Raw genomic sequence first — 19,262 nt, forward strand, 5'->3', positions numbered from 1 at the left:
ATCTGAACGTAGCGCCGCCGTAACCTACCCGCAACAATCCGGAGTGTTAATGCCCACACTTACGGGCGGTTTAGCGGGGCAACATACCGTGTAACCTGCGCGAAGATTACGTAGCGCAACCAGACCGCCGCTTTTCGTGAAGATCGATTTGATCACTCCGATTAGCCTCGTCGCCGTGCCCTTCGCCATCCGTCGCCGTGACCGCCATCCGTTGACCAACGTGAGCTCCCTGGCCCTGGTCGGGTTGCTCGCCGGGGTGGTGGTCGCGGCCGCCGCGTTCCCGGCCGCAGCCCTGACCGGGCTGGCGGCCAAGGCCGGCTCCGAGGGCTTCGCCGACCTGCCCAGCTCGATCAAGCAGCAGACCTCGCCGCAGATGAGCCGGATCTACGCGTCCGACGGCAAGACCCAGATCGCGGTCATGTACGACGAGTACCGCAGCGACGTCCCGCTCAAGGACATCTCGGTCAACATGCAGAAGGCGCTGGTCGCGGCCGAGGACCACAAGTTCTACGAGCACCACGGCGTCGACTTCAAGGGCCTGGCCCGGGCATTCGCCAACAACAAGGCCGGCGGCGACCAGCAGGGCGCCTCGACGCTGACCATGCAGGTCGTGCGCATGTCGCAGTCCTACTCGGCGACCACCGCGTCCGAGGTGCTGGCCGCGACGGCCAAGACGCCCGAGCGCAAGGTCTCCGAGATGAAGTTCGCGCTCGAGCTCGAGAAGCAGATGACCAAGGAACAGATCCTCGAGCGCTACCTGAACATCGCGCCGTTCGGTAACGGCGCCTACGGCATCTACGCGGCCAGCCAGATCTACTTCGGCAAGAAGCCCAAGGACCTCGACGTGGCCGAGTCGGCGCTGCTGGCCGGCATGGTCAAGGGCACCTCGTACTACGACCCGACCAGCACCGAGGGTTACCCGCGGGCCGAGCAGCGCCGCAACTACGTCGTCAACGACATGCTGTCGCTGAACTACATCACCGCCGACCAGGCGGCCAAGGCCAAAACCGAGAAGGTCCCGCACACTACGAAGTCGGTCGGCAACGGATGCACCGCCGCCAACAAGAACGAGTGGGGCTTCTTCTGTGACTACTTCCAGCGCTGGTGGCTGGCCCAGCCGGCGTTCGGCGAGAACTCGTACGACCGGGAGCGCCGGCTGAAGAGCGGCGGCTACAAGATCGTCACCACGCTCGACATCAAGGCGCAGAAGTCGGCCCGCAAGCGCATCCTCGAACAGCGCAGCGACAACTCGGTGAACGCGCTGCTGCTGGCGGCCGTGCAGCCCGGCACCGGCAAGGTGCGGGCGCTCGCCGCCAACCGCAAGTTCAAGCTGCCCACCGCGGCCAACCCGAACCCGCTGTCGTCCGACCCGAAGAAGCGCAAGGCCGGCGCGCGGGCCACGTACCCGAACACCACCAACCCGATCATCACCGGTGGCGGCGACATCAACGGTTACCAGGCCGGCTCGGTGTTCAAGATGTTCACCATGGTCGCGGCCCTGGAAAACGGCTTCAACCTGGATTACAACATCAACACCACCAATCGGTACGTGTCGCCGCTCTACCGCGACTCGGCCGCCCCCGCCGCCTGCAACGGCCACTACTGCCCGAGCAACTCCAGCGCCAAGGAGGCCGGCCCGTTCAACATGTGGACCGGCTTCGGCGCCTCGGTGAACACCTACTTCGTGCCGCTGCAGGAGCAGGTCGGCGCGGAGAAGGTGGTCGACGTGGCGCAGCGCTTCGGCGTGCAGTTCCGCGAGAAGCAGGACAACGACCTGGCCACCCAGTCCGCCCACGACTGGGGCGCGTTCACCCTGGGCGTCTCGGCGTCGACCCCGCTGGACATCGCCAACGCGTACGCCACCCTGGCCGGCGACGGTATGTACTGCACACCCACTCCCGTCGAGCAGATCACCAACCACAACGGCGAGAAACTGGACATCGGCAAGCCCAGCTGCAAGCGCGTGACCAGCACGGACGTGGCCCGCAAGACGCTTGACGCGACCCGCTGCCCGGTCGGCGACTCGGCCCAGCTGGGCAGCTGCGGCGGCACCGGCACGGCCAAGGCGGTCCGCGGCGTGGTGGGCCACCCGGTCTTCGGCAAGACCGGCACGACGGACGCCGAGAAGACCGCGTCCCTGGTGGTGGGCACGACGTCGATCGTGGTGGCCGGCTACATGGTCAACCCCGACTGGCAGGCCCACCACGACCAGATGAAGCACGACGTCATCAACCCCGCGGTCTGGAACACGGTCGCCGACTACATGGACGGAAAGCCCTCAGAGCAGTTCAAGACACCCTGAGGCGCGGCCTTATAGGGTCTTCGCCATGGCGAAGCTGGACGAACTCGTTGCTCGCTATCTGACGCCTGCGGTGGGGCCGCACGTGGAGAACTCGTCGGTCGAGTTCGTCGTGGACGGGCGCGGGTGGATGTGGCGGATGCGGGAGCTGCTGACGTCTCTCGGGGCGGGCGACGCGGCGTACATCTGCGGTCTGCAGCTCGAGCCGGAGATGGACCTGACCGGGAAGCGGGCCGGCGACGCCGGCTATGAGCCCCTCGCCGATCTGCTGGCCGGGCTGGCCGCAAAGGGGGTCGACGTCCGGATCATCCTGGCCGGGGCGGTGGTCAGCAGCAGCCTGGTGCGGCCCACGATCGGGCCGTTCCATCAGAACGTCAGCTCGGCGCACGTGCTGCGGCGGTGGCGCCGTAGCGTCGACCGGCGCAACGATCCGGCGCCGCTGGCCGATCGGGTGCTGCTCGACTGGTCCGGGTCCGGCGTCGGGTCCAACCACCAGAAGATCACCCTGGTGCGGCGGGGTAACGAGCTCACCGCGTGCGTGGGTGGCATCGACTACGCGGGCAATCGGGTCGACGAGACGCCGCACCGGCGGCAGTCGGTGCGCGGCGGGCGGTGGGGGTGGCACGACGCCGGGGCGATCATTCAGGGGCCGGCCGCCGCCGACGTCTGGCGGGTGTTCCGGATGCGCTGGATCGGCGCGGTCGGGCTGCCCCGGCGGCGATACGTCTGGCCTGCCATGAAGGGCCTGCAGGTGCTCAACCCGGGTGGGACGCTGCGCGGGATCGGGCCGGCCCCGGCCCAGGCCGCCCGGTCGGCGCCCGGGTCGGCCTGTCAGGTCCTGCGGTCGGTCGGGCCCTGGTACATCGATTCGCTGCTGCCGTGGGAGCGCCGGCACTACAGCGACGTCGCGCCCGACGGCGTGCACGAGGTCTTCCTGACGCTGGTGCAGGCGATCGGGGCGGCGCGGCGCTACGTCTACATCGAGGATCAGTACTTCCGGGAGTACCCGGGCGGCGACCACCGCTTCGAGCTCTACCCCTACCTGCGGGCGGCGGCGGCCCGCGGGGTCAAGGTGATCCTGGTCGGCTCGGGCACCCGAGACCCGGCCGAGTCGTCCCCGCTGATCAACGGGACGGTCAACGCCGACCTGCAGAAGAAGGTCATCGAACCGCTGCCGTACGGGCTGCGCCGCAACATCGGACTCTGGCGGATCGAGCACCTCACCGTGCACGCCAAGGTGGTGATCGTCGACGACCGGTTCGCCGCGGTCGGCTCGGCCAACCTGTTCAGCCGCTCGATGGTCGGCGTCGACACCGAGCTGACCGCCGCCCTGGTCACCACCGGCGACGAGGTGCGTGACCTGCGGGTGCGGCTGTGGGCCGAGCATCTGCGCACGCCGGTGACCGCGGAGCTACGCCCGTACCTCGAAGATCTGGATTTGGCCCTGGGGGTTTTCCGCCCGGAATGGCTGCCGGCGACCGCGCCGGCCGGCTCCTGGCGCACGACGGGGATGCCGGCCGGTTTCGACCCGCTCGAATCGGTGCTGAGCCTGGTCGGCCCGGCCTGACTAGGATCGAGCGCGATGCTGCAGACGTATGACGAACGCAACGCCGACCTTCGCTACTGGGTCAACGGCGAGCTGTTCCACCGCGACCAGCCCGGCCTCTCCCCGTTCGACTCGGTGGTGCAGGGTGGCGACGCGGTCTGGGAGGGGCTGCGGCTCTATCGGGGCGCGATCTTCGGCCTTCGGGAGCATCTGGCCCGGCTGCGCCGGTCGGCGACCGCGCTGAACTTCGCGCACATCCCCGGCGACGACGAGATCATCGCGGCGGTCACCGCGACGCTGCAGGCCAATCAGATGTACGACGAGGTGCACGTACGCCTGACGCTGACCCGTGGGGTGAAGGTGACAAGCGGGATGGATCCGCGGCTCAACCGATCCGGGTCGACGCTGATCGTGCTGGCGGAATACAAGCCACCGGTCTACGACACCAGTGGCCTGCGGCTGGCCACCGCGAGCGTGCGGCGGCCCGGCCCGGACGTGCTCGACCCGAAGATCCACCACGCCAACCTGCTGAACTCGATCCTCGCCAAGATCGAGGCGACCGCGGCCGGCGCCGACGACGCGCTCATGCTCGACCAGCGCGGTTTCGTTGCCGAGACCAATGCCACCCACCTGTTCGCGGTGGCCGGCGGCGGGCTGGTCACGCCGACCACGGCGGCCTGCCCGGAGGGCATCACCCGGCAGACCGTGCTGGAACTGGCGGCGGCGGCCGGCATCCCGGCGGTGGTGCGGGACGTGTCGCTGACCGAGATGTACAACGCCGACGAGGTGTTCTGCACCGGCACGATGGGCGAGGTCGCCGGAGTCACGGTGATCGACGGCCGGACGATCGGCACCGGCGAGGTGGGCCCGATGACCATCCGGGTCGCCGAGCTGTACCAGAAGCACGCCGCGCTTCACGGGGTGCGGCTGCCGGCCAGTTCGTCGTAGTAGGGCTGGGCCGCCTCGACCAGCGGGCGCAGCCGGGCCGGCACGTCGGGTGGCGACGGGTCGTACGGCGCGAAGCCGGTGGAGGCCTCGACCGCGGAATACCAGTGTGGGGCCCACACGCCGTCGGTCGGGCGCGGGCCCGGTGCCCAGGCGAGCATCGCCGGGTCGAACGGGATGCCGAGCGCGGCGCAGAGGCGGCTCAGCGTGCCGGCCGGGTCGCGGAGCACGTCGGCCGCGTCGATGACCGGTCCGCCGTACGCCCGGAAGATCTCGGCCTGTTGGGGGTAACCCAGATCTTCGAGAGTGGGCTCGCCGCGCACCCGGGCGTAGGACGCGACCACGTGCGCCGGGTCGCGGATCAGGAACGCGTGGGTCAGCGTGCCCAGCCAGTCCCGGCCGATCACCGGCAGCAGGTGGTGGGTCATGTGTTTCTGGTAGTGCACGGCCGGGTCGCCGGGCAGCGGCCCGGTGAGCTGTGCGGCGACCTCGGGCCAGCCGGTCGGCTGGCTGCGCAGGATCGCGTCCCGGCCGGGGTGCTCGATGCCGGTGACGTCGAGATAGTGGGCATAGAGCGGCTCGTCGACCACCACCGTGTCGGCCCGCGCGCCGAAACTGCGCATCATCGCGGTCGAGATGTTGCGCGGCCCGGACCACATCGCCACCCGCACTGTCATCGCTAGATGATGGCATTGGTGCAGATCACAGCTGCCCCGGCCCGATCCGCGGGTAACTTCGGCCGCATACCACCGAGAAGGGACATAACCGTGGCCAGGACCTGGTTCATCACCGGCACGTCCCGCGGCTTCGGCCGCGAGTGGGCCGAAGCAGCTCTCGACCGGGGAGACCGTGTCGCGGCGACCGCGCGCGACGTCTCCTCGCTCGACGAGCTCACCGCCGAGTACGGCGACAAGGTGCTCGCTCTCGCCCTCGACGTCACCGACCGGCCGGCCGTGCTGGCCGCGCTCGCCCGGGCCTACGAGCACTTCGGGCGCCTCGACGTGATCGTCAACAACGCCGGCTACGGCCAGTTCGGCATGATCGAGGAGATCAGCGAACAGGAGGCCCGCGCGCAGTTCGAGACGAACGTCTTCGGCGCGCTGTGGGTCACCCAGGCCGCCCTGCCCTACCTGCGGGAGAGCGGCGGCGGCAACATCATCCAGGTGTCGTCGATCGGCGGCATCTCGGCGTTCGCCAACATCGGCATCTACAACGGCTCCAAGTGGGCCCTCGAAGGCTTCAGCCAGGCCCTCGCCCAGGAGGTCGCGCTGTTCGGCATCAAGGTGACGCTGGTCGAGCCGGGCGGCTTCAGCACCGACTGGGGTGGCGCGTCGGCCAAGCACGCGACCAAGCTCGACACCTACGACAAGGTCCGCGAGCTGGCCGCCGAGACGCGCAAGAGCCGGGTGGCCAACCCGGGCGACCCGGCGGCGACCCGCTCGGCGATCCTCAAGGTCGTCGACGCGGAGAACCCGCCGCTGCGCATCTTCTTCGGCACCTCCCCGATCGGCATCGCCACCGCCGACTACGAGTCCCGCCTGGCCGAGTGGAAGGAATGGCAGGCCGTCTCCACCGAGGCCCAGGGGTCCTAGACTCGCCGGGTGACATTCCGGGGATGGCCGGTTGAGGCGCTGGAGTTCTACGAGGGGCTCGGCGCCGACAACTCGAAGACCTATTGGACCGCGCACCTGCCCTTCTACGAGGAGCAGGTGCGCGGGCCGATGCAGGAGCTGCTCGCCGAGCTGGAACCGGAGTTCGGGCCCGGCAAGATCTTCCGGCCGTACCGGGATGTGCGGTTCAGCAAGGACAAGACCCCCTACAAGAACCACCTGGGGGCATGGCTGACCTTCGGCGGTTACCTGCAGCTGTCGGCGGACGGGCTCGCGGCCGGCTCCGGGATGTACCACCTGGAGCCCGACCAGCTGGAGCGATACCGCCGGGCGGTCGCCGACGAACGCACCGGGGCGGAACTGGCCGCGCTCATCGCCGGCCTGGAAAAGGCCAAGATCGGGGTGGTCGGCCACGACAGCCTCAAGACCGCGCCGCGCGGCTTCCCCAAGGACCACCCGCGCATCGAACTGCTGCGGCACAAGGGCCTGACCACCTGGACCGAGTGGCCACCGGCCGCCTGGCTCGGCACCGCGGCCGCCAAGAACCGGGTCGTCACCTTCCTGCGCACCAGCCGCCCGCTGCGGCAATGGCTGGAAGAGCACGTTTCCCACACCCGGCCGGCGGGCACCTGACATGCATGTTCCCAGCGGAAAACCTGCGTGACTGGCGAGGCGAAAAAGTCATCGACCCGGACGGCGCCAAGATCGGCGAGCTGGAGGCGGTCTACGTCGACACCTCGACCGACGAACCGGCCTTCGCCACCGTGCGAATCGGCATGATCGGCCGGCACCGGCTGGTCTTCGTGCCGCTCGACGGCGCCACGGTCACCCCGGCCGCGGTCCGCGTCCGGTACGACAAGAAGCTGGTCGGCGACGCCCCCGCCATCGACGTCGACGGCGAACTGGCCGCCGCCGACGAGCCCCGGGTGTTCGCCCACTTCGGCGTCCCCTACCAAACCGGCGCCGCCGGCGAACGCCGCCTGGCCCGCCGCTAATCCCAGTCGGACCAGGCGATCCATCGCTCCGCCCGGAGCACCAGGATGAGTGCGTCGGGCGAATCGACGGTGGCGAAGTCGCTGCGGCCGTACTTCTCGTCCAGGGCCGCGAGGTCGCCGGGCGGAGGCGGGCGGCGGGTGGTGACCGGGCCGGAGACGCTGACGAAGCTGCGTACGGTGTCGTCGGTGACCTCGACGCACAGCGTCGCCTGGCCGGCGCTCGCCGCGTTGCGGGTCTTGACCGCGGCGGCCTCGGCCAAAACCTTGATCTCGCTGCCGGCGACGAGGAAATACACCGGTACGGAGTGGATCCAGCCGTCCGGATGCAACGTGGAGAACACCCCGGCCAGCGGCCGGGACAGCAGCGCGACGCTCTCCGCGCGTGACAGCCGCCGCCGGTTCTCCACAGGCTCAGACATGCCGGCAGCGTACGCCGGGAATGATCGTCGAGTGACGCTCAGCTGACCCGGGCGGGTTAACGAGGAATCGCCGTACGACGCGGCCCGCTCCGTTGTTGTTTAGCTCAAGCTATAGTCGGGTCATGCCTCAGGACGCACCGCGTCGCTGGTCGATCAAGACGACCTCTGACGTGCGCACCTGGCTGCGGACACTGCGCCAGGCAGATCCGGATGTCTTCCGCTCGGTGAACGTCGCCATCGACATGCCGCGGAGGGAGGACTCGTGAGCGAGTTCGAGGATTGGGAAGACCTCCGTGCGGAACTGCACGACGGGGACGACGAAGCTCTGGCGACGGAGCGGGCACGGACCGAGGCCTGGATCAGCGCCTATCACCTCGCCGAGGAACGCAAGCGGCTGGGAATGACACAGCGGCAGGTGGCTGAGCTGATGGGTGTCTCGCCCGGGCGGGTGAGCCAGATCGAGAACGGGGATCTCGACGCCAACGAGGTCGCGACGTTGAGTCGGTATGCGCGGGCGCTGGGTGCCCGGATGCGGATCATCTTCGACTACGGCAACGATCTTCGGCAGATCGCCTGACGGGCACGAGGCTGCGCGGCGGACCTACACATATGACCCTCGCGGTGATCATTGATGTCGACGACACGCTGTGCCTGACCGAGGCCGCCTCGTTCGAGTTGGAGAACGAGGTGCTGGCCGGGATGGGGCGGGCGCCGATGAGCCGGGCGGTGCATCTGTCCACCTGGGGTGAGCCGCTGCTGGACGCCATGCCGCACCGCTCCCCCGGCCTCGACCTGGGCCGGTTCGCCGAGCTGTTCCCGGTGCTGCACCAGCGCTACCTCGTCGACGGACGCCTCGACGTCATCCCGCCGGAGAACCTGGACACCCTGGACCGGTTGGTCGCCGACGGGCACACGGTCCTGCTGCTGACCTCGCGCACCGAGGCCGAGGTGCAGCATCTGCTCGCCCCGGACCACGTGCTGGCCGGCCGGGTCACCGGCGCCTACCACCAGGGCAACACCCGCTTCCGCAAGCCGGATCCGCGGGTCTTCGACGAGCTGCTGGCCGACACCGGATTCCGGCCGGAGCAGTGTGTCTACGTGGGTGATTCGCCGGGCGACGCGGTGGCCGCCGGCGAGGCCGGCATCCGGTTCGTCGCCTGCCTGCAGAGCGGCGTACGCCGCCTCGACGAGTTCGACCCGCGCTACGTCACCGCCGCGGTGGACACCTTCCCCGAGATCATCGCGGCCCTCCAAAGATCATCTGGCCAGGCAGGCAACGGCTAGAAGAGCAGCAAAAACCCCATAGAGGTGTACGGCGTGCAAGCGCTCGCGCAGCACCGAGCGGTTGAGCAACAGAGTCACCGCGGGGTATAGAGACGCCACCACCGCGGCGGGTGCCAGCGCGGCCGTGGCCCCGGCGATGAAGGCGGCGTCGGCCACCGCGTCGGACGCGCCGACCACCAGGATCGGCAGGCCCAGCAGGGTGAGATCGAAGCGGTGCAGAACAACCGCAAGGACCAGGGCGATCAACCCCTCGGCGACCCGTACGGTGACCAGCGCCCAGAACTCGTCGGCTCGGCCCGCCTCGTGCAGCAGCACGAAGTAGACACCGAGGCCGAGCGCGGCCCCGAGCGCGCACAGGTTGGCCGAGCGCCGGGTGCGCCCCCGTTCCTCGTCGGGCACCGGCCAGCTCGCCATCGTGGCGCCGACCAGCCCGGCCGCGACGCCCAGGCCGGCGCCGAGGCCGAGGCGTTCGCCGTGCAGCAGGCCCCAGCCCACCGGGACCAGCGCGGAGATGGCGGCGACCGGGGCCACCACGGCGGCCGAGCCGTCCCGCATCGCCCGGTAGAGCAGGCCCATCGACGGCAGCCCGATGAACCCGGCCACGACCGCCAGCCAGAGCCGGTCGTCCCACCGGGGCGGAACTCCCCGGCCGACCGCGACCAGCAGGGCCAGCAGCATCGCGGCGAGCTCCGAGCCGAGCAGGATCGTCATCACCGGCAGGCGGCGGCCCAGCAGCCCGGCGAGAAAGTCGGAGAAGCCCCACGCGACCGCCGCCCCGAGGGCAGCCGTCATCATCCACGCCAAGCCCATCAGCGGCCGACGCCGTCACAGGAAACCATGCGGCCGATGATGCCGACCGCAAAGCCGCAGGTCAGTCGCCCGCAGGTGGGGGACCTTCCGGCCTAATCCGGGCGTGCCGAAGCTCTTGCAACTCTTCCAGGTCGAGGAGGTGAAGCCCTCCCAAAGCGTGGGCACAAAGCAGCCCCCACCGGACCGGGTCCGATGAGGGCTGCGTCCCCAAAAGGTCCTAGACGGCGAAGCCGCGGTGCCGGCGCACCAGTTTGCGCAGCATGAAGACGGTCTGGGCGATGGTGGCGATGTAGAGGATCGGCCAGCCCAGCGAGAGGATCGCGGACTGGACGCCCACGCTCTGCTGGCTCCAGGCGTAGATGCCGCCGGCCAGGATGGCGAACAGCACCACCAGCGGCATGACGTAGGCCGAACCCTTGCCCTTCTCGGCGTTGGCCTGGGCGGCCCAGTTGTCCTTGTCGCTCTGCGCCAGGAACTGGGTCCAGGCCGAGACGAAGTGCCCCATCCGGATCCACATGTACAACTCGGCCGGGATGATCAGGAAGGCGTACAGCAGGTCGGAAGCGCTCTTGTCCTGCATGGCCAGGGCGAGGCGGAAGTTCAGCAGCATGGCGATGGCCGGCGGGATCAGCCAGATCGGGTTGAACACGAACGCGTGGATCGACAGCGCCGCCACCAGCAGGAGCATGAAGCCGATCCGGGACGCGATGTTGAAGCCCATCGAGATGTTCTCGTACCAGCGCAGCCGCAGGTTGGGGTGCATCGGCTGGCCCTTGTTGTCGCCTCGCTGGCCCGGCCAGAACAGGTCGATGGCGCCGAAGTTCCACTTGACCTGCTGGCCGTGCAGGGCCCGGAGGTTGGTCATCGGACCGACGTACGCCCGGGCGCTTGCGCTGATCTTGGTGCTGTAACCGGCGTCCTTGATCTGGAGCGACAGCTTGCTGTCCTCCACCTCGCTGTCCCGGACCCACGGCGCCTGCTGGTGGTGCCGGATCATCACGGTCTCCAGCGCGCGCATGTTGAACAGGCTGCACTGGCCGCCCAGCACTGCCATGTTGCGGCCGCGGAGCAGGTTGTCCATGTTGAAGGCGGCGAACTGGGCCCGCTGACCGGCGATCAGGAAGCGCGCCATGGTGCCCTTGAACCGGCTCTTGTCGATGCTGTAGATGGCGCTCAGCCCGCCGATCCGCGGGTCGTCGGTCATCTCCAGTTCGAGCCGCTCCACGGTGTCCCGGGCCAGCGTGGTGTCGCCGTCGACGCCGAGCACGTAGTCGAAGCCGCGGGACAGGAAGTAGCCGTAGTTCAGCGCCCCGACCTTCTTGTCGGGGTTCACGCCCATGTCGTGCACGTGGACGGTGGTGACGAACTCGACGCCCTTGACCTTGCGGGTGTGCCGGCCGGCGAAGCTGCGGGCGATCTCCGGGGTGTCGTCGTCGGTGTTGTTGATGATGACGTGGATGACGTCCGGCAGCCGGGTCTGGGCCAGGATGCTCTTGAGCACCTCGGCGATCGTGTCCTGCTCGTTGTAGCAGGGAATGATGCAGCTGATCGTGGCGTGCCGGGGGGTGTTGCTGCTGGCGGTCGAGGCAATCTCGCCAGATATCGCCTCCACGGCCTCCAGCTCGTGCAGCTGCGGGACGGCCGGCGGCAGGGCCAGCGGTCCGGCCTTGTCGCTGCGCGGCAGCAGGATCTGGCGGTCGGTGGCCCGGCGCAGGCCGGGGCTTGACTCGGTCATTCGGCGGCACCATTCGTCAGCAGCGGCAAGGTCAGCGTGTCGAGCGCGGTGGAGCGGTAGTAGCTGTTCGACTTCGGGGCGGTCTCCACCAGGAGGTCCACCTGGATGGTCAAGGTGAGCTTCGTTGCTCCGGTCGTCGCGGCCGGCACCGTCACCACGGTGTTGTAGGGGTACGGCGGGGTGACGTCGAACTTGCCGGTGTCGGTGTCGACCACCGAGCGCTTGGTGCCGTCGTCCTGAATCACCTGGAAGGACGAGATGATGACCTGGTGGGTGCTGTCGGCGTCCTCGATGTGGGCCGCGACGTTGATCGTCTTCAGTGACTCGGCCGTGTAGAGCTTGGCGTTGTCGCCGGTCCAGTAGGTCAGCTGAACCGTGAAGTTGCCCTGTTTCAACCGGTGGGTGGCCGTGCCGGTGTCCAGCGGGCCACTGGCCCGGGTGGACAGCACGACGGGGACCGCGGTCGGCGAGGCCGACGGGGACGCGGACGGCGATGCGCTGTGGGTCGCGCCGGCCTTGACCAGCGGTTTGCTGCTACTGGTGAGCTCTTTGAGGTTGCTGCAGCCGGTGAGGCTGCCGCAGAGCACGGCGGCGGTCATGCCAGTTGCCACGATTCGGGGGACTCGCAACGGTGGCCCTTCGCTGAAGATCGGACGGCGGGTCAGCCAGCACGTCGGCAGCGATCACGGGCAGTTGAGCGAATTTCCGCTCCGAACTTGAAACCGAGCCTCTACCCGGCCAGCTCCTTGATGAGCGCGATGGTGCGGGTCAGGTGCGCCTCGGCCCGGCCGGCGCCGTGGGCCAGGGCCAGGTCGATGCCGGCGTCCGGGTGGGTCAGCGGGCGGTAGGCGACGCCGTCCAGGGCGAGGGCGGTCACCGGCTCGGGCACCACGGCCACGCCCAGTCCCCCGGCGACCAGGGTGATCAGGGTGGACGTCTCGCCGACCTCGTGCCGGATGCGCGGGTCGAGGCCGGCCTCCCGGAACAGGCCGAGCACCAGGTCGTACATCACCGAGCGGCGGTCGGCGGAGTGCACGATCAGCGGGGAGTCCCGCAGGTCCGCGATCTTCAGCGGCCTCTTCTTCGTCAACACGTGCCCGGCTGGGAGCGCAACGACCAACCGGTCGCGGCGCAGCGGAATCACCGAAAGCGACGAATCGGCGACCGGCGGGCGCAGCAGGGCCAGGTCGATCTCGCCGGAGCGCAGCGCCTCGATCTGGTCGGGGGCGAGCATCTCGCCGCGGAAGGAGAAGTCGACGCCGGGCAGTTCGACGGCCAGGTGCCGGGAGAGGGCGGGCAGCAGGCTGTAGGTGACCGAGCCGACGCAGCCGATCGCCAGGTGGCCGACCGCCCCGGCGGCGACCCGGCGGGCCTCGTGCCCGGCGTCGTCGAGGTCGGCCAGGATCGCCCGGACCCGCGTCTGGTAGGCACGGCCGGCGTCGGTCAGCTCGACCCGGCGGGTGGTGCGGTGCAGCAGCTCGACCCCGAGTTCGCTCTCCAGACGCCGGATGGCCTGGGACAGCGGCGGCTGCGCCATGTTCAGCCGGGCGGCGGCCCGCCCGAAATGCCGCTCTTCCGCGACCACCAGGTAATAGCGCAGGCGAATGAGACTTTCCACATCTGAATCCTAGGGGATTTTGGTACTTCAGGGTCTCAAGCCGGAGGCCTACCGTGGAGACCATGACTGCTTACGTCTACGCGGCCACCCGCACCCCGTTCGGCCGCTTCAACGGCGCCCTCGCCGGGGTCCGGCCCGATGACCTGGCAGCCCACGTCATCGCGGCACTGCTGGCGAAGACCCCGGCCCCGGTCGACGAGGTGATCTGGGGCAACGCCAACGGCGCCGGCGAGGAGAACCGCAACGTCGGCCGGATGGCGGCGCTGCTGGCCGGCCTGCCGACCTCGGTGCCCGGCTCCACGGTCAACCGGCTGTGCGGCTCGAGCCTGGACGCGGCGATGCTCGCCTCCCGGGCGATCGAGACCGGCGACGCCGAGATCGTGCTGGCCGGCGGGGTCGAGTCGATGACCCGCGCGCCCTGGGTGCTGCCGAAACCGGCCAAGGGCTTCCCGCCCGGCGACCTCACCGCGGTCTCCACCACCCTCGGCTGGCGCCTGGTCAACCCCCGGATGCCCAAGGAATGGACGATCTCGCTCGGCGAGTGCAACGAACAACTGCAGGAGAAATTCAAGATCAGCCGGGTACGCCAGGACGAGTTCGCCGCCCGCTCGCATCAACTCGCCGCCCGGGCCTGGGACGACGGGTTCTACGACGACCTGATCACCCCGATCGAGGGGCTGACCCGGGACGAGGGGGTCCGCCCGGACTCGTCGGTCGAGAAACTGGCGGCGCTGAAGCCGAGCTTCCGCAAGGACGGCACGATCACCGCCGGCAACGCCTCGCCGCTCAGTGACGGCGCGTCCGCCGTGCTGATCGGCTCGGAAGCCGCCGCCGACGTGCTCGGGCAGCAGCCGATCGCCGCGATCCGGGGCCGGGGCGCGTTCGCGCTCGACCCGCAGGAGTTCGGCTACGCGCCGGTCGAGGCGGCCAACCGGGCCCTCAAGCGGGCCGGCGTCACCTGGGACCAGGTCGGCGCGGTCGAGCTCAACGAGGCGTTCGCGGTGCAGTCGCTGGTCTGCGTGGACGCCTGGGGCATCGACCCGGAGATCGTCAACAGCAAGGGCGGCGCGATCGCGATCGGGCACCCGCTCGGCGCCTCCGGCGGCCGCATCCTCGGCACCCTGGCCAAGGTGCTGCGCGAGCGCAACGAGCGGTACGGCGTGGCCGCCATCTGCATCGGCGTCGGCCAGGGCCTGGCCGTGGTCCTGGAGAACGTGGCGGCGAGCCGATGATCGCCGGCAGCGTCGACGAGGCGGTCGCCGGGATCGAGGACGGCAGCACCGTCCTGGTCGGCGGGTTCGGCTTCGCCGGGATGCCGTTCGACCTGATCGACGGCCTGATCCGGCAGGGCGCCACCGACCTGACCATCGTCAGCAACAACGCCGGCAACGGCGACGTCGGCCTGGCCGCACTGCTCAAGGCGGGTCGCGTACGCAAGGTGGTCTGCTCTTTTCCCCGGCAGGCCGACTCGTACGTCTTCGACGAGTTGTACCGGTCCGGCCGGATCGAGTTGGAGGTTGTCCCGCAGGGCAACCTCGCCGAGCGGATGCGCGCCGCCGGCGCCGGCATCGGCGCGTTCTTCTGTCCCACCGGGGTGGGCACTCCGCTGGCCGAGGGCAAGGAGACCCGCACCATCGACGGGCGTGACTACGTCCTGGAATACCCGATCAAGGGGGACGTCGCGCTGATCAGCGCGCACCGCGCCGACCGGATGGGCAACCTGGTCTACCGCAAGACCGCCCGCAACTTCGGCCCGGTCATGGCGACCGCCGCCACCCGGACGATCGTGCAGGTCAGCGAGGTGGTGCCGACCGGCGACCTGGACCCGGAGGCGGTCGTCACGCCGGGCATCTTCGTCGACCGCGTCGTGCGGGTCGAGGCCCGCAACTACACCGTGCAGGGAGCCCGCTGATGTCGCTGACCCCGGACGAGCTGGCGGCGGTGGTCGCCCGCGACATCCCGCCGAACTCCTACGTCAACCTAGGCATCGGCCAGCCCACCAAGGTCGCCGACCACCTCGGCGCCGACGCGGGCATCGTGCTGCACACCGAGAACGGCATGCTGAACATGGGTCCGGCCGCGACCGGCGACCAGATCGACCCCGACCTCACCAACGCCGGCAAGGTCCCGGTGACCGAGCTGCCCGGCGCGTCCTACTTCCACCACGCCGACTCGTTCCTGATGATGCGCGGCGGCCACCTGGACGTCTGCGTGCTGGGCGCGTTCCAGGTGTCGGCGGCCGGCGACCTGGCCAACTGGCACACCGGCGCGCCCGACGCGATCCCGGCCGTCGGCGGGGCGATGGACCTGGCCATCGGGGCCAAGCAGGTCTTCGTGATGATGACGCTGTTCGACAAGAAGGGCCGGCCCAAGCTGGTGCCGCAGTGCACCTATCCGCTGACCGGCCTGCGCTGCGTCAGCCGGGTCTACACCGACCTCGCGATCATCGACGTCGGCCCGGACGGCGCGTCGGTCCGGGAGACCTTCGGCGTCACCCTGGACGAGCTGCGGAAACGACTGGACGTACCGCTGGCGTAAGGGCCGGCGTTCGGCGCAGGCCGGCGGCTAGGCCGCCGCTGATCACGATAAAGACCATGGCGAGTACGACCACCGCGGGCCAGCCGCCGAGCGACCAGGCCGTGCCGGACAGGCTGCCGAAGATGGACGAGCCGGCGTAGTAGGCGAACAGGTAGAGCGACGCGGCCTGGCCCGAGGGCACCCCGCCGGCGTGCGCGCGGGCCGGGACCCAGCCGCTGGCCACGCCGTGCACGCAGAAGAAGCCGGCGGTCATCACGGCCAGGCCGAGCACCATGATCGGCAGCCGGTCGGGCAGGGTGAGCAGCAGCCCGGCCGCGGTGAGCAGGCAGCCGAACGGCATCACCGCGCGGCGGCCGTACCGGTCGGCGAGCCGTCCGGAGACCGCCGAGCTGAGCGTGCCGACCGGGTAGACCAGGAAGACCGCGCCGGCCGCGCCCGCGCCGAGCAGGAACGGCGCCGAAGTCAGGCGGAAGCCCATCGCGTTGTAGACGGCCACGAACGCGCCCATCGCGCAGGCGCCGATCGCGTACAGCGAGAGCAGCGCCGGATCGGTGACCGCGCGCAGCGTCATGGCGCCGGACCGGCGGGGTGCGAAGTTGCGCGAGGCCGGCAGCAGGGCGCCGACCACCGCGGCACAGAGCAGGCCGAGCAGCGCCACTCCGGCCATCGCCCACCGCCAGCCGTACGCCTCGGCGATCCCGCCGGTGACCAGCCGCCCCGCCATGCCGCCCAGCGCGGTGCCGCCGATGTAGAGGCCGGCCGCCCGCGCGTGGGTGTCGGCGTGCAGTTCCTCGCGCAGGTAGGCGGTGGCGACCGCGGGCAGCCCGGCCAGCGCGACCCCCTGCAGCAGCCGCAGCCCGAGCAGCGCCGGCCAGCTCGGCGCGACCGCGCAGGCCAGCCCGACCAGGCCGGACAACGTCAACGACAGATGGATCAGCCGGGTACGGCCGACCTTCTCCGACAGCGGCCCGGTGACCAGCAGCGCGACCCCGAGCCCGACCGTCGCGACGGACAGCGACCAGGCGCTCTGCGCCGGGGTGACGCCGAACGCGGTGGCCAGCTCGGGCAGCAGTGCCTGGGTGCTGTAGAGCAGGGCGAACGTGGCCACCCCGGCGGCGAACAGGGCGAGGCAGACACGGCGGTAGCCGGCCTCGCCGGCGTGATAACCCATCGGGCCACCGTGCGCCGCCTGCTGATATACGTCCAATGCATTGACTGGGTCGTCTCCATGCGCCGCACGTATGATCGCTGGCGTGCAGATCGACGATTTCCGCAGCCTGCTGGCCCTGGGTGAGTACGAACACGTCACCGAGGCGGCCACCGCCCTGCACACCAGCCAGCCGACCCTGTCCCGGCTGCTCGCCCGGCTGGAGAAGGAGCTCGGGGCCCGGTTGTTCGAACGTGACGCCAAGGGCGTGCACCCGAACCCCCTCGGCGAGCTGGCCCTGGCCGCCGCCCGGGACATCGTCGACCGGCACGACCGCCTGCGCCGCGACCTGGCCAGCGTGCTCGACCCCGAAGCCGGCACGGTCCGGCTCGCGTTCCTCGACTCGATGTCCACCTCGCTGGTGCCGCGGATGCTGCACGACGTCCGGCTGCGGGCGCCACGGCTGCGAGTCGAGCTGCGCCAGGAGCCCGGCCACGAGATCCTCCGCGACCTGACCACCGGCGCGTCCGAGCTGGCCCTGACCTCGCCGCGCCCCGACGGCCCGTACGGCTGGCAGGTCATGCAGCGGCAGCGCCTGGCCCTGATCGTGCCGGCCGGGCACCGCCTGGCCGGCCGGCGCTCGGTGCGACTGTCCGACGTGGCCGGCGAGGACGTGGTCACGGTGCCGCCCGGCTTCGGGTTCCGGGCCCAGGTCGAGGAGCTGTTCGCGGCGGCCGGGGTGGCGTTGCGGGTGGCCTTCGAGATCGGCGACCTGGGCACGGTCGAGGGCCTGGTCGGGGCCGGCCTGGGCGTGGCACTGGTGCCCGAGCAGTTCGCCGGCGCCACCGGCACGATCGGCGTCCCACTGCAGGCGACCGGCGCCGAACGCGTGGTCGGCCTCACCTGGCGCACCGACCGCCGCCTCGCGCCGCCGGCGGAACGCTTCCGGCAATGGGTGCAGGAGGCCGGCCCGTACGACTGACCGCGAAAGTGAATGGTGGATCCGGACTCGGCCGATCAGTGGACTACCGCGGTTTCTTTCGTGCCCGAAAGTGGACCCGTCCTCAACGAAAGGCCACCACCGTGAAATTACGCCGAATTCTGGTCACCCTGGCAATGACGCCGGCGATCGTCGGCCTAGCCGCTCCCGCTTATGCCGCCGCGCCGGCCGTCACTTTCACGAGAATCCAGTACAACTCCCCCGGCACCGACACCCGCAGCAACGCGAGCCTCAACGCCGAATGGGTCCGGCTGACCAACAACACGACAAAGGCGATCCAGCTGAAGAACTGGACCGTACGCGACAAGTCGAACCACATCTTCAAGTTCCCGGCGGTGACGGTGCCGGCCAAGGCCAACCTGTACCTGCACACCGGCAAGGGCACGGCCTACAGCGGCCACATCTTCTGGCAGTCCGCCGCCTACATCTGGAACAACACCGGCGACACCGCAACCCTGAAAAACACAGCCGGCAAAACAATAGACACGTGCACCTGGAAATCCGGCTCCACCCCCACGAATTGCTAGCTTCTCGCCGCCGTCCTACCAGGTGAGCGCCGGCTCTCGCATCCTGAGCCCGCGACCACATCGTGGCGCCGCGCCCGTCCGTCCGGACAGCGCTCCCGCGCCCCGGCCCGCACCCCACCAAAGTGACATGACGGATTAATCCGACGCCAAGAGCCGGCTCGCCCCGACCGTGTGGACATCCCGTCAGGACCAAGCAGCAGATCCGCAAGATCCGAGTCAGGCGCCCGGCCCGGCGCGGCCCAGGCGCCCAAGCCGCGATCTTGTGGATCTGGTGTGTGGCGCGAGCGGCAACTGCCCAACCTCTCCAGCCATACCGCCCCGCCGCCACCGGCCCGCGGCCAGCCTCCGCGCCAACCCCCGGCTCCGCCCCGCTCTCGCGCCCGCGCCCGCGCCCGCGCCCGCGCCCGCGCCCGCGCCCGCGCCCGCGCCCGCGCCCGCGCGATCTTGTGGATCTGGCGTGTGGTGCAAACGGCAACCACCCAACCTCCGCCAGGCATACCGCCGCGGCCAGCAGCCTGCGCGATCTTGTGGATCTGGCGTGTAATGCGAACGGCAACCACCCAACCTCCGCCAGGCATACCGCCCCGCCCCCGCAGCCGGCCCCGCTTCCGCGCCCGCGCCCGCGCCAAGACGCGATCTTGTGGATCTGGCGTGCGGTGCGAACGGCAACCGCCCAACCTCCGCCAGGCATACCGCCTCGCCGCCGCCGGCCCGTGGCCCGCCGCCGCCGGCTCGCGGCCCCGCGCCCGCGGCCGCGCGATCTTGTGGATCTGGTGTGCGGTCGACCCG

At 70.1% G+C, this 19,262-nt stretch carries 21 protein-coding genes; 14 read left to right on the plus strand and 7 right to left on the minus strand.

Features of this window, described 5'->3' with window-relative positions; all coding sequences use genetic code 11:
- The first annotated feature begins 175 nt into the window (after positions 1-175).
- From Ate02nite_RS33535 to Ate02nite_RS33545, 3 genes are read left to right on the plus strand one after another with little or no spacing between them, the layout of a single operon-like run.
- Positions 176-2,302 (plus strand): transglycosylase domain-containing protein, encoded by a 2,127-nt coding sequence (locus tag Ate02nite_RS33535; RefSeq protein ID WP_203811879.1) that lies wholly within the window; start codon positions 176-178, stop codon positions 2,300-2,302.
- Between the two features lie 25 nt (positions 2,303-2,327).
- Positions 2,328-3,866: a phospholipase D-like domain-containing protein gene (locus Ate02nite_RS33540; protein ID WP_203811880.1), complete on the plus strand. Its 1,539-nt coding sequence runs from the start codon at positions 2,328-2,330 to the stop codon at positions 3,864-3,866.
- 15 nt (positions 3,867-3,881) lie between these two features.
- Positions 3,882-4,793, plus strand: a complete 912-nt coding sequence (locus Ate02nite_RS33545) for an aminotransferase class IV (RefSeq protein ID WP_203811881.1) — start codon at positions 3,882-3,884, stop codon at positions 4,791-4,793.
- On the opposite strand, the gene Ate02nite_RS33550 is transcribed toward Ate02nite_RS33545, so the two are convergent.
- A complete protein-coding gene (locus Ate02nite_RS33550) occupies positions 4,760-5,467 on the minus strand; it encodes a sulfotransferase-like domain-containing protein (RefSeq protein WP_203811882.1) in 708 nt (235 codons plus the stop codon). The genes Ate02nite_RS33545 and Ate02nite_RS33550 overlap by 34 nt on opposite strands.
- 90 nt (positions 5,468-5,557) lie before the next feature.
- Here Ate02nite_RS33550 and Ate02nite_RS33555 point away from each other — a divergent pair, with 90 nt between their 5' ends.
- The 3 genes from Ate02nite_RS33555 to Ate02nite_RS33565 are packed head-to-tail and all read left to right on the plus strand — an operon-like array spanning position 5,558 to position 7,395.
- The gene (locus tag Ate02nite_RS33555) at positions 5,558-6,382 is read left to right on the plus strand and encodes an SDR family oxidoreductase (RefSeq protein ID WP_203811883.1); all 825 of its coding nucleotides are present in this window, start codon (positions 5,558-5,560) and stop codon (positions 6,380-6,382) included.
- 9 nt (positions 6,383-6,391) lie between these two features.
- Positions 6,392-7,033: a DUF2461 domain-containing protein gene (locus Ate02nite_RS33560; protein WP_203811884.1), complete on the plus strand. Its 642-nt coding sequence runs from the start codon at positions 6,392-6,394 to the stop codon at positions 7,031-7,033.
- 5 nt (positions 7,034-7,038) lie between these two features.
- Positions 7,039-7,395, plus strand: a complete 357-nt coding sequence (locus tag Ate02nite_RS33565) for a PRC-barrel domain-containing protein (protein WP_203811885.1) — start codon at positions 7,039-7,041, stop codon at positions 7,393-7,395.
- On the opposite strand, the gene Ate02nite_RS33570 is transcribed toward Ate02nite_RS33565, so the two are convergent.
- Complete coding sequence (locus tag Ate02nite_RS33570) at positions 7,392-7,814, minus strand: pyridoxamine 5'-phosphate oxidase family protein (RefSeq protein ID WP_203811886.1); 423 nt, start codon at positions 7,812-7,814, stop codon at positions 7,392-7,394. The genes Ate02nite_RS33565 and Ate02nite_RS33570 overlap by 4 nt on opposite strands.
- A gap of 122 nt (positions 7,815-7,936) precedes the next feature.
- On the opposite strand from Ate02nite_RS33570, the gene Ate02nite_RS33575 reads away from it, so the two are divergent.
- From Ate02nite_RS33575 to Ate02nite_RS33585, 3 genes are read left to right on the plus strand one after another with little or no spacing between them, the layout of a single operon-like run.
- On the plus strand, positions 7,937-8,080 hold the full coding sequence (locus Ate02nite_RS33575; RefSeq protein WP_203811887.1) for a hypothetical protein: 144 nt from the start codon (positions 7,937-7,939) through the stop codon (positions 8,078-8,080).
- Positions 8,077-8,391: a transcriptional regulator gene (locus Ate02nite_RS33580; protein WP_203811888.1), complete on the plus strand. Its 315-nt coding sequence runs from the start codon at positions 8,077-8,079 to the stop codon at positions 8,389-8,391. Before Ate02nite_RS33575 ends, Ate02nite_RS33580 begins: the two co-directional genes overlap by 4 nt.
- A gap of 32 nt (positions 8,392-8,423) precedes the next feature.
- Positions 8,424-9,098 (plus strand): HAD family hydrolase, encoded by a 675-nt coding sequence (locus Ate02nite_RS33585; RefSeq protein WP_203811889.1) that lies wholly within the window; start codon positions 8,424-8,426, stop codon positions 9,096-9,098.
- On the opposite strand, the gene Ate02nite_RS33590 is transcribed toward Ate02nite_RS33585, so the two are convergent.
- The 4 genes from Ate02nite_RS33590 to Ate02nite_RS33605 all read right to left on the minus strand — a co-directional run bounded on the left by Ate02nite_RS33590 (position 9,072) and on the right by Ate02nite_RS33605 (position 13,261).
- Positions 9,072-9,893: an EamA family transporter gene (locus tag Ate02nite_RS33590; RefSeq protein WP_239147903.1), complete on the minus strand. Its 822-nt coding sequence runs from the start codon at positions 9,891-9,893 to the stop codon at positions 9,072-9,074. The genes Ate02nite_RS33585 and Ate02nite_RS33590 overlap by 27 nt on opposite strands.
- A gap of 232 nt (positions 9,894-10,125) precedes the next feature.
- Entirely contained in the window at positions 10,126-11,643 is a 1,518-nt protein-coding gene (locus Ate02nite_RS33595) for a glycosyltransferase family 2 protein (protein WP_203811890.1), read from the minus strand.
- Positions 11,640-12,242 carry a hypothetical protein gene (locus tag Ate02nite_RS33600; RefSeq protein ID WP_203811891.1) on the minus strand — a complete coding sequence of 201 codons (603 nt, stop codon included), beginning with the start codon at positions 12,240-12,242 and terminating at the stop codon, positions 11,640-11,642. Before Ate02nite_RS33600 ends, Ate02nite_RS33595 begins: the two co-directional genes overlap by 4 nt.
- 131 nt (positions 12,243-12,373) lie before the next feature.
- The gene (locus tag Ate02nite_RS33605) at positions 12,374-13,261 is read right to left on the minus strand and encodes a LysR family transcriptional regulator (RefSeq protein WP_203811892.1); all 888 of its coding nucleotides are present in this window, start codon (positions 13,259-13,261) and stop codon (positions 12,374-12,376) included.
- A 62-nt stretch (positions 13,262-13,323) separates the two neighbouring features.
- On the opposite strand from Ate02nite_RS33605, the gene Ate02nite_RS33610 reads away from it, so the two are divergent.
- Genes Ate02nite_RS33610 through Ate02nite_RS33620 form a run of 3 tightly spaced genes read left to right on the plus strand, consistent with a single transcriptional unit; the run spans position 13,324 to position 15,799 of the window.
- Positions 13,324-14,493: a thiolase family protein gene (locus tag Ate02nite_RS33610; protein ID WP_203811893.1), complete on the plus strand. Its 1,170-nt coding sequence runs from the start codon at positions 13,324-13,326 to the stop codon at positions 14,491-14,493.
- Complete coding sequence (locus Ate02nite_RS33615; RefSeq protein WP_203811894.1) at positions 14,490-15,173, plus strand: 3-oxoacid CoA-transferase subunit A; 684 nt, start codon at positions 14,490-14,492, stop codon at positions 15,171-15,173. The genes Ate02nite_RS33610 and Ate02nite_RS33615 overlap by 4 nt, the downstream gene beginning before the upstream one ends.
- Positions 15,173-15,799, plus strand: coding sequence for a 3-oxoacid CoA-transferase subunit B (locus Ate02nite_RS33620; RefSeq protein WP_203811895.1), 627 nt, complete (start codon positions 15,173-15,175; stop codon positions 15,797-15,799). Before Ate02nite_RS33615 ends, Ate02nite_RS33620 begins: the two co-directional genes overlap by 1 nt.
- Here the strand turns inward: Ate02nite_RS33620 and Ate02nite_RS33625 are convergent.
- Positions 15,753-16,970 (minus strand): MFS transporter, encoded by a 1,218-nt coding sequence (locus Ate02nite_RS33625; protein ID WP_203811896.1) that lies wholly within the window; start codon positions 16,968-16,970, stop codon positions 15,753-15,755. The genes Ate02nite_RS33620 and Ate02nite_RS33625 overlap by 47 nt on opposite strands.
- Positions 16,971-17,052: 82 nt before the next feature.
- Here Ate02nite_RS33625 and Ate02nite_RS33630 point away from each other — a divergent pair, with 82 nt between their 5' ends.
- Both Ate02nite_RS33630 and Ate02nite_RS33635 read left to right on the plus strand, forming a co-directional pair.
- Positions 17,053-17,928 (plus strand): LysR family transcriptional regulator, encoded by an 876-nt coding sequence (locus tag Ate02nite_RS33630; RefSeq protein ID WP_203811897.1) that lies wholly within the window; start codon positions 17,053-17,055, stop codon positions 17,926-17,928.
- Between the two features lie 101 nt (positions 17,929-18,029).
- The gene (locus Ate02nite_RS33635; protein WP_239147904.1) at positions 18,030-18,473 is read left to right on the plus strand and encodes a lamin tail domain-containing protein; all 444 of its coding nucleotides are present in this window, start codon (positions 18,030-18,032) and stop codon (positions 18,471-18,473) included.
- The last annotated feature ends 789 nt before the right edge of the window (positions 18,474-19,262 follow it).

Origin of the sequence: Paractinoplanes tereljensis (assembly GCF_016862435.1) — a bacterium.
In the GTDB taxonomy this organism is placed as follows: Bacteria; Actinomycetota; Actinomycetes; order Mycobacteriales; family Micromonosporaceae; genus Actinoplanes; species Actinoplanes tereljensis.

What these genes read in the sequence shown, in the direction of transcription:
- Ate02nite_RS33585 (WP_203811889.1), top strand. Translation starts at nt 8,424, where the DNA reads ATGACCCTCGCGGTGATCATTGATGTCGACGACACGCTGTGCCTGACC.
- Ate02nite_RS33595 (WP_203811890.1), bottom strand. Translation starts at nt 11,643, where the DNA reads ATGACCGAGTCAAGCCCCGGCCTGCGCCGGGCCACCGACCGCCAGATC.
- Ate02nite_RS33570 (WP_203811886.1), bottom strand. Translation starts at nt 7,814, where the DNA reads ATGTCTGAGCCTGTGGAGAACCGGCGGCGGCTGTCACGCGCGGAGAGC.
- Ate02nite_RS33590 (WP_239147903.1), bottom strand. Translation starts at nt 9,893, where the DNA reads ATGATGACGGCTGCCCTCGGGGCGGCGGTCGCGTGGGGCTTCTCCGAC.
- Ate02nite_RS33600 (WP_203811891.1), bottom strand. Translation starts at nt 12,242, where the DNA reads ATGACCGCCGCCGTGCTCTGCGGCAGCCTCACCGGCTGCAGCAACCTC.
- Ate02nite_RS33620 (WP_203811895.1), top strand. Translation starts at nt 15,173, where the DNA reads ATGTCGCTGACCCCGGACGAGCTGGCGGCGGTGGTCGCCCGCGACATC.
- Ate02nite_RS33550 (WP_203811882.1), bottom strand. Translation starts at nt 5,467, where the DNA reads ATGACAGTGCGGGTGGCGATGTGGTCCGGGCCGCGCAACATCTCGACC.
- Ate02nite_RS33565 (WP_203811885.1), top strand. Translation starts at nt 7,039, where the DNA reads ATGTTCCCAGCGGAAAACCTGCGTGACTGGCGAGGCGAAAAAGTCATC.
- Ate02nite_RS33540 (WP_203811880.1), top strand. Translation starts at nt 2,328, where the DNA reads ATGGCGAAGCTGGACGAACTCGTTGCTCGCTATCTGACGCCTGCGGTG.
- Ate02nite_RS33575 (WP_203811887.1), top strand. Translation starts at nt 7,937, where the DNA reads ATGCCTCAGGACGCACCGCGTCGCTGGTCGATCAAGACGACCTCTGAC.
- Ate02nite_RS33625 (WP_203811896.1), bottom strand. Translation starts at nt 16,970, where the DNA reads ATGGGTTATCACGCCGGCGAGGCCGGCTACCGCCGTGTCTGCCTCGCC.
- Ate02nite_RS33545 (WP_203811881.1), top strand. Translation starts at nt 3,882, where the DNA reads ATGCTGCAGACGTATGACGAACGCAACGCCGACCTTCGCTACTGGGTC.
- Ate02nite_RS33615 (WP_203811894.1), top strand. Translation starts at nt 14,490, where the DNA reads ATGATCGCCGGCAGCGTCGACGAGGCGGTCGCCGGGATCGAGGACGGC.
- Ate02nite_RS33610 (WP_203811893.1), top strand. Translation starts at nt 13,324, where the DNA reads ATGACTGCTTACGTCTACGCGGCCACCCGCACCCCGTTCGGCCGCTTC.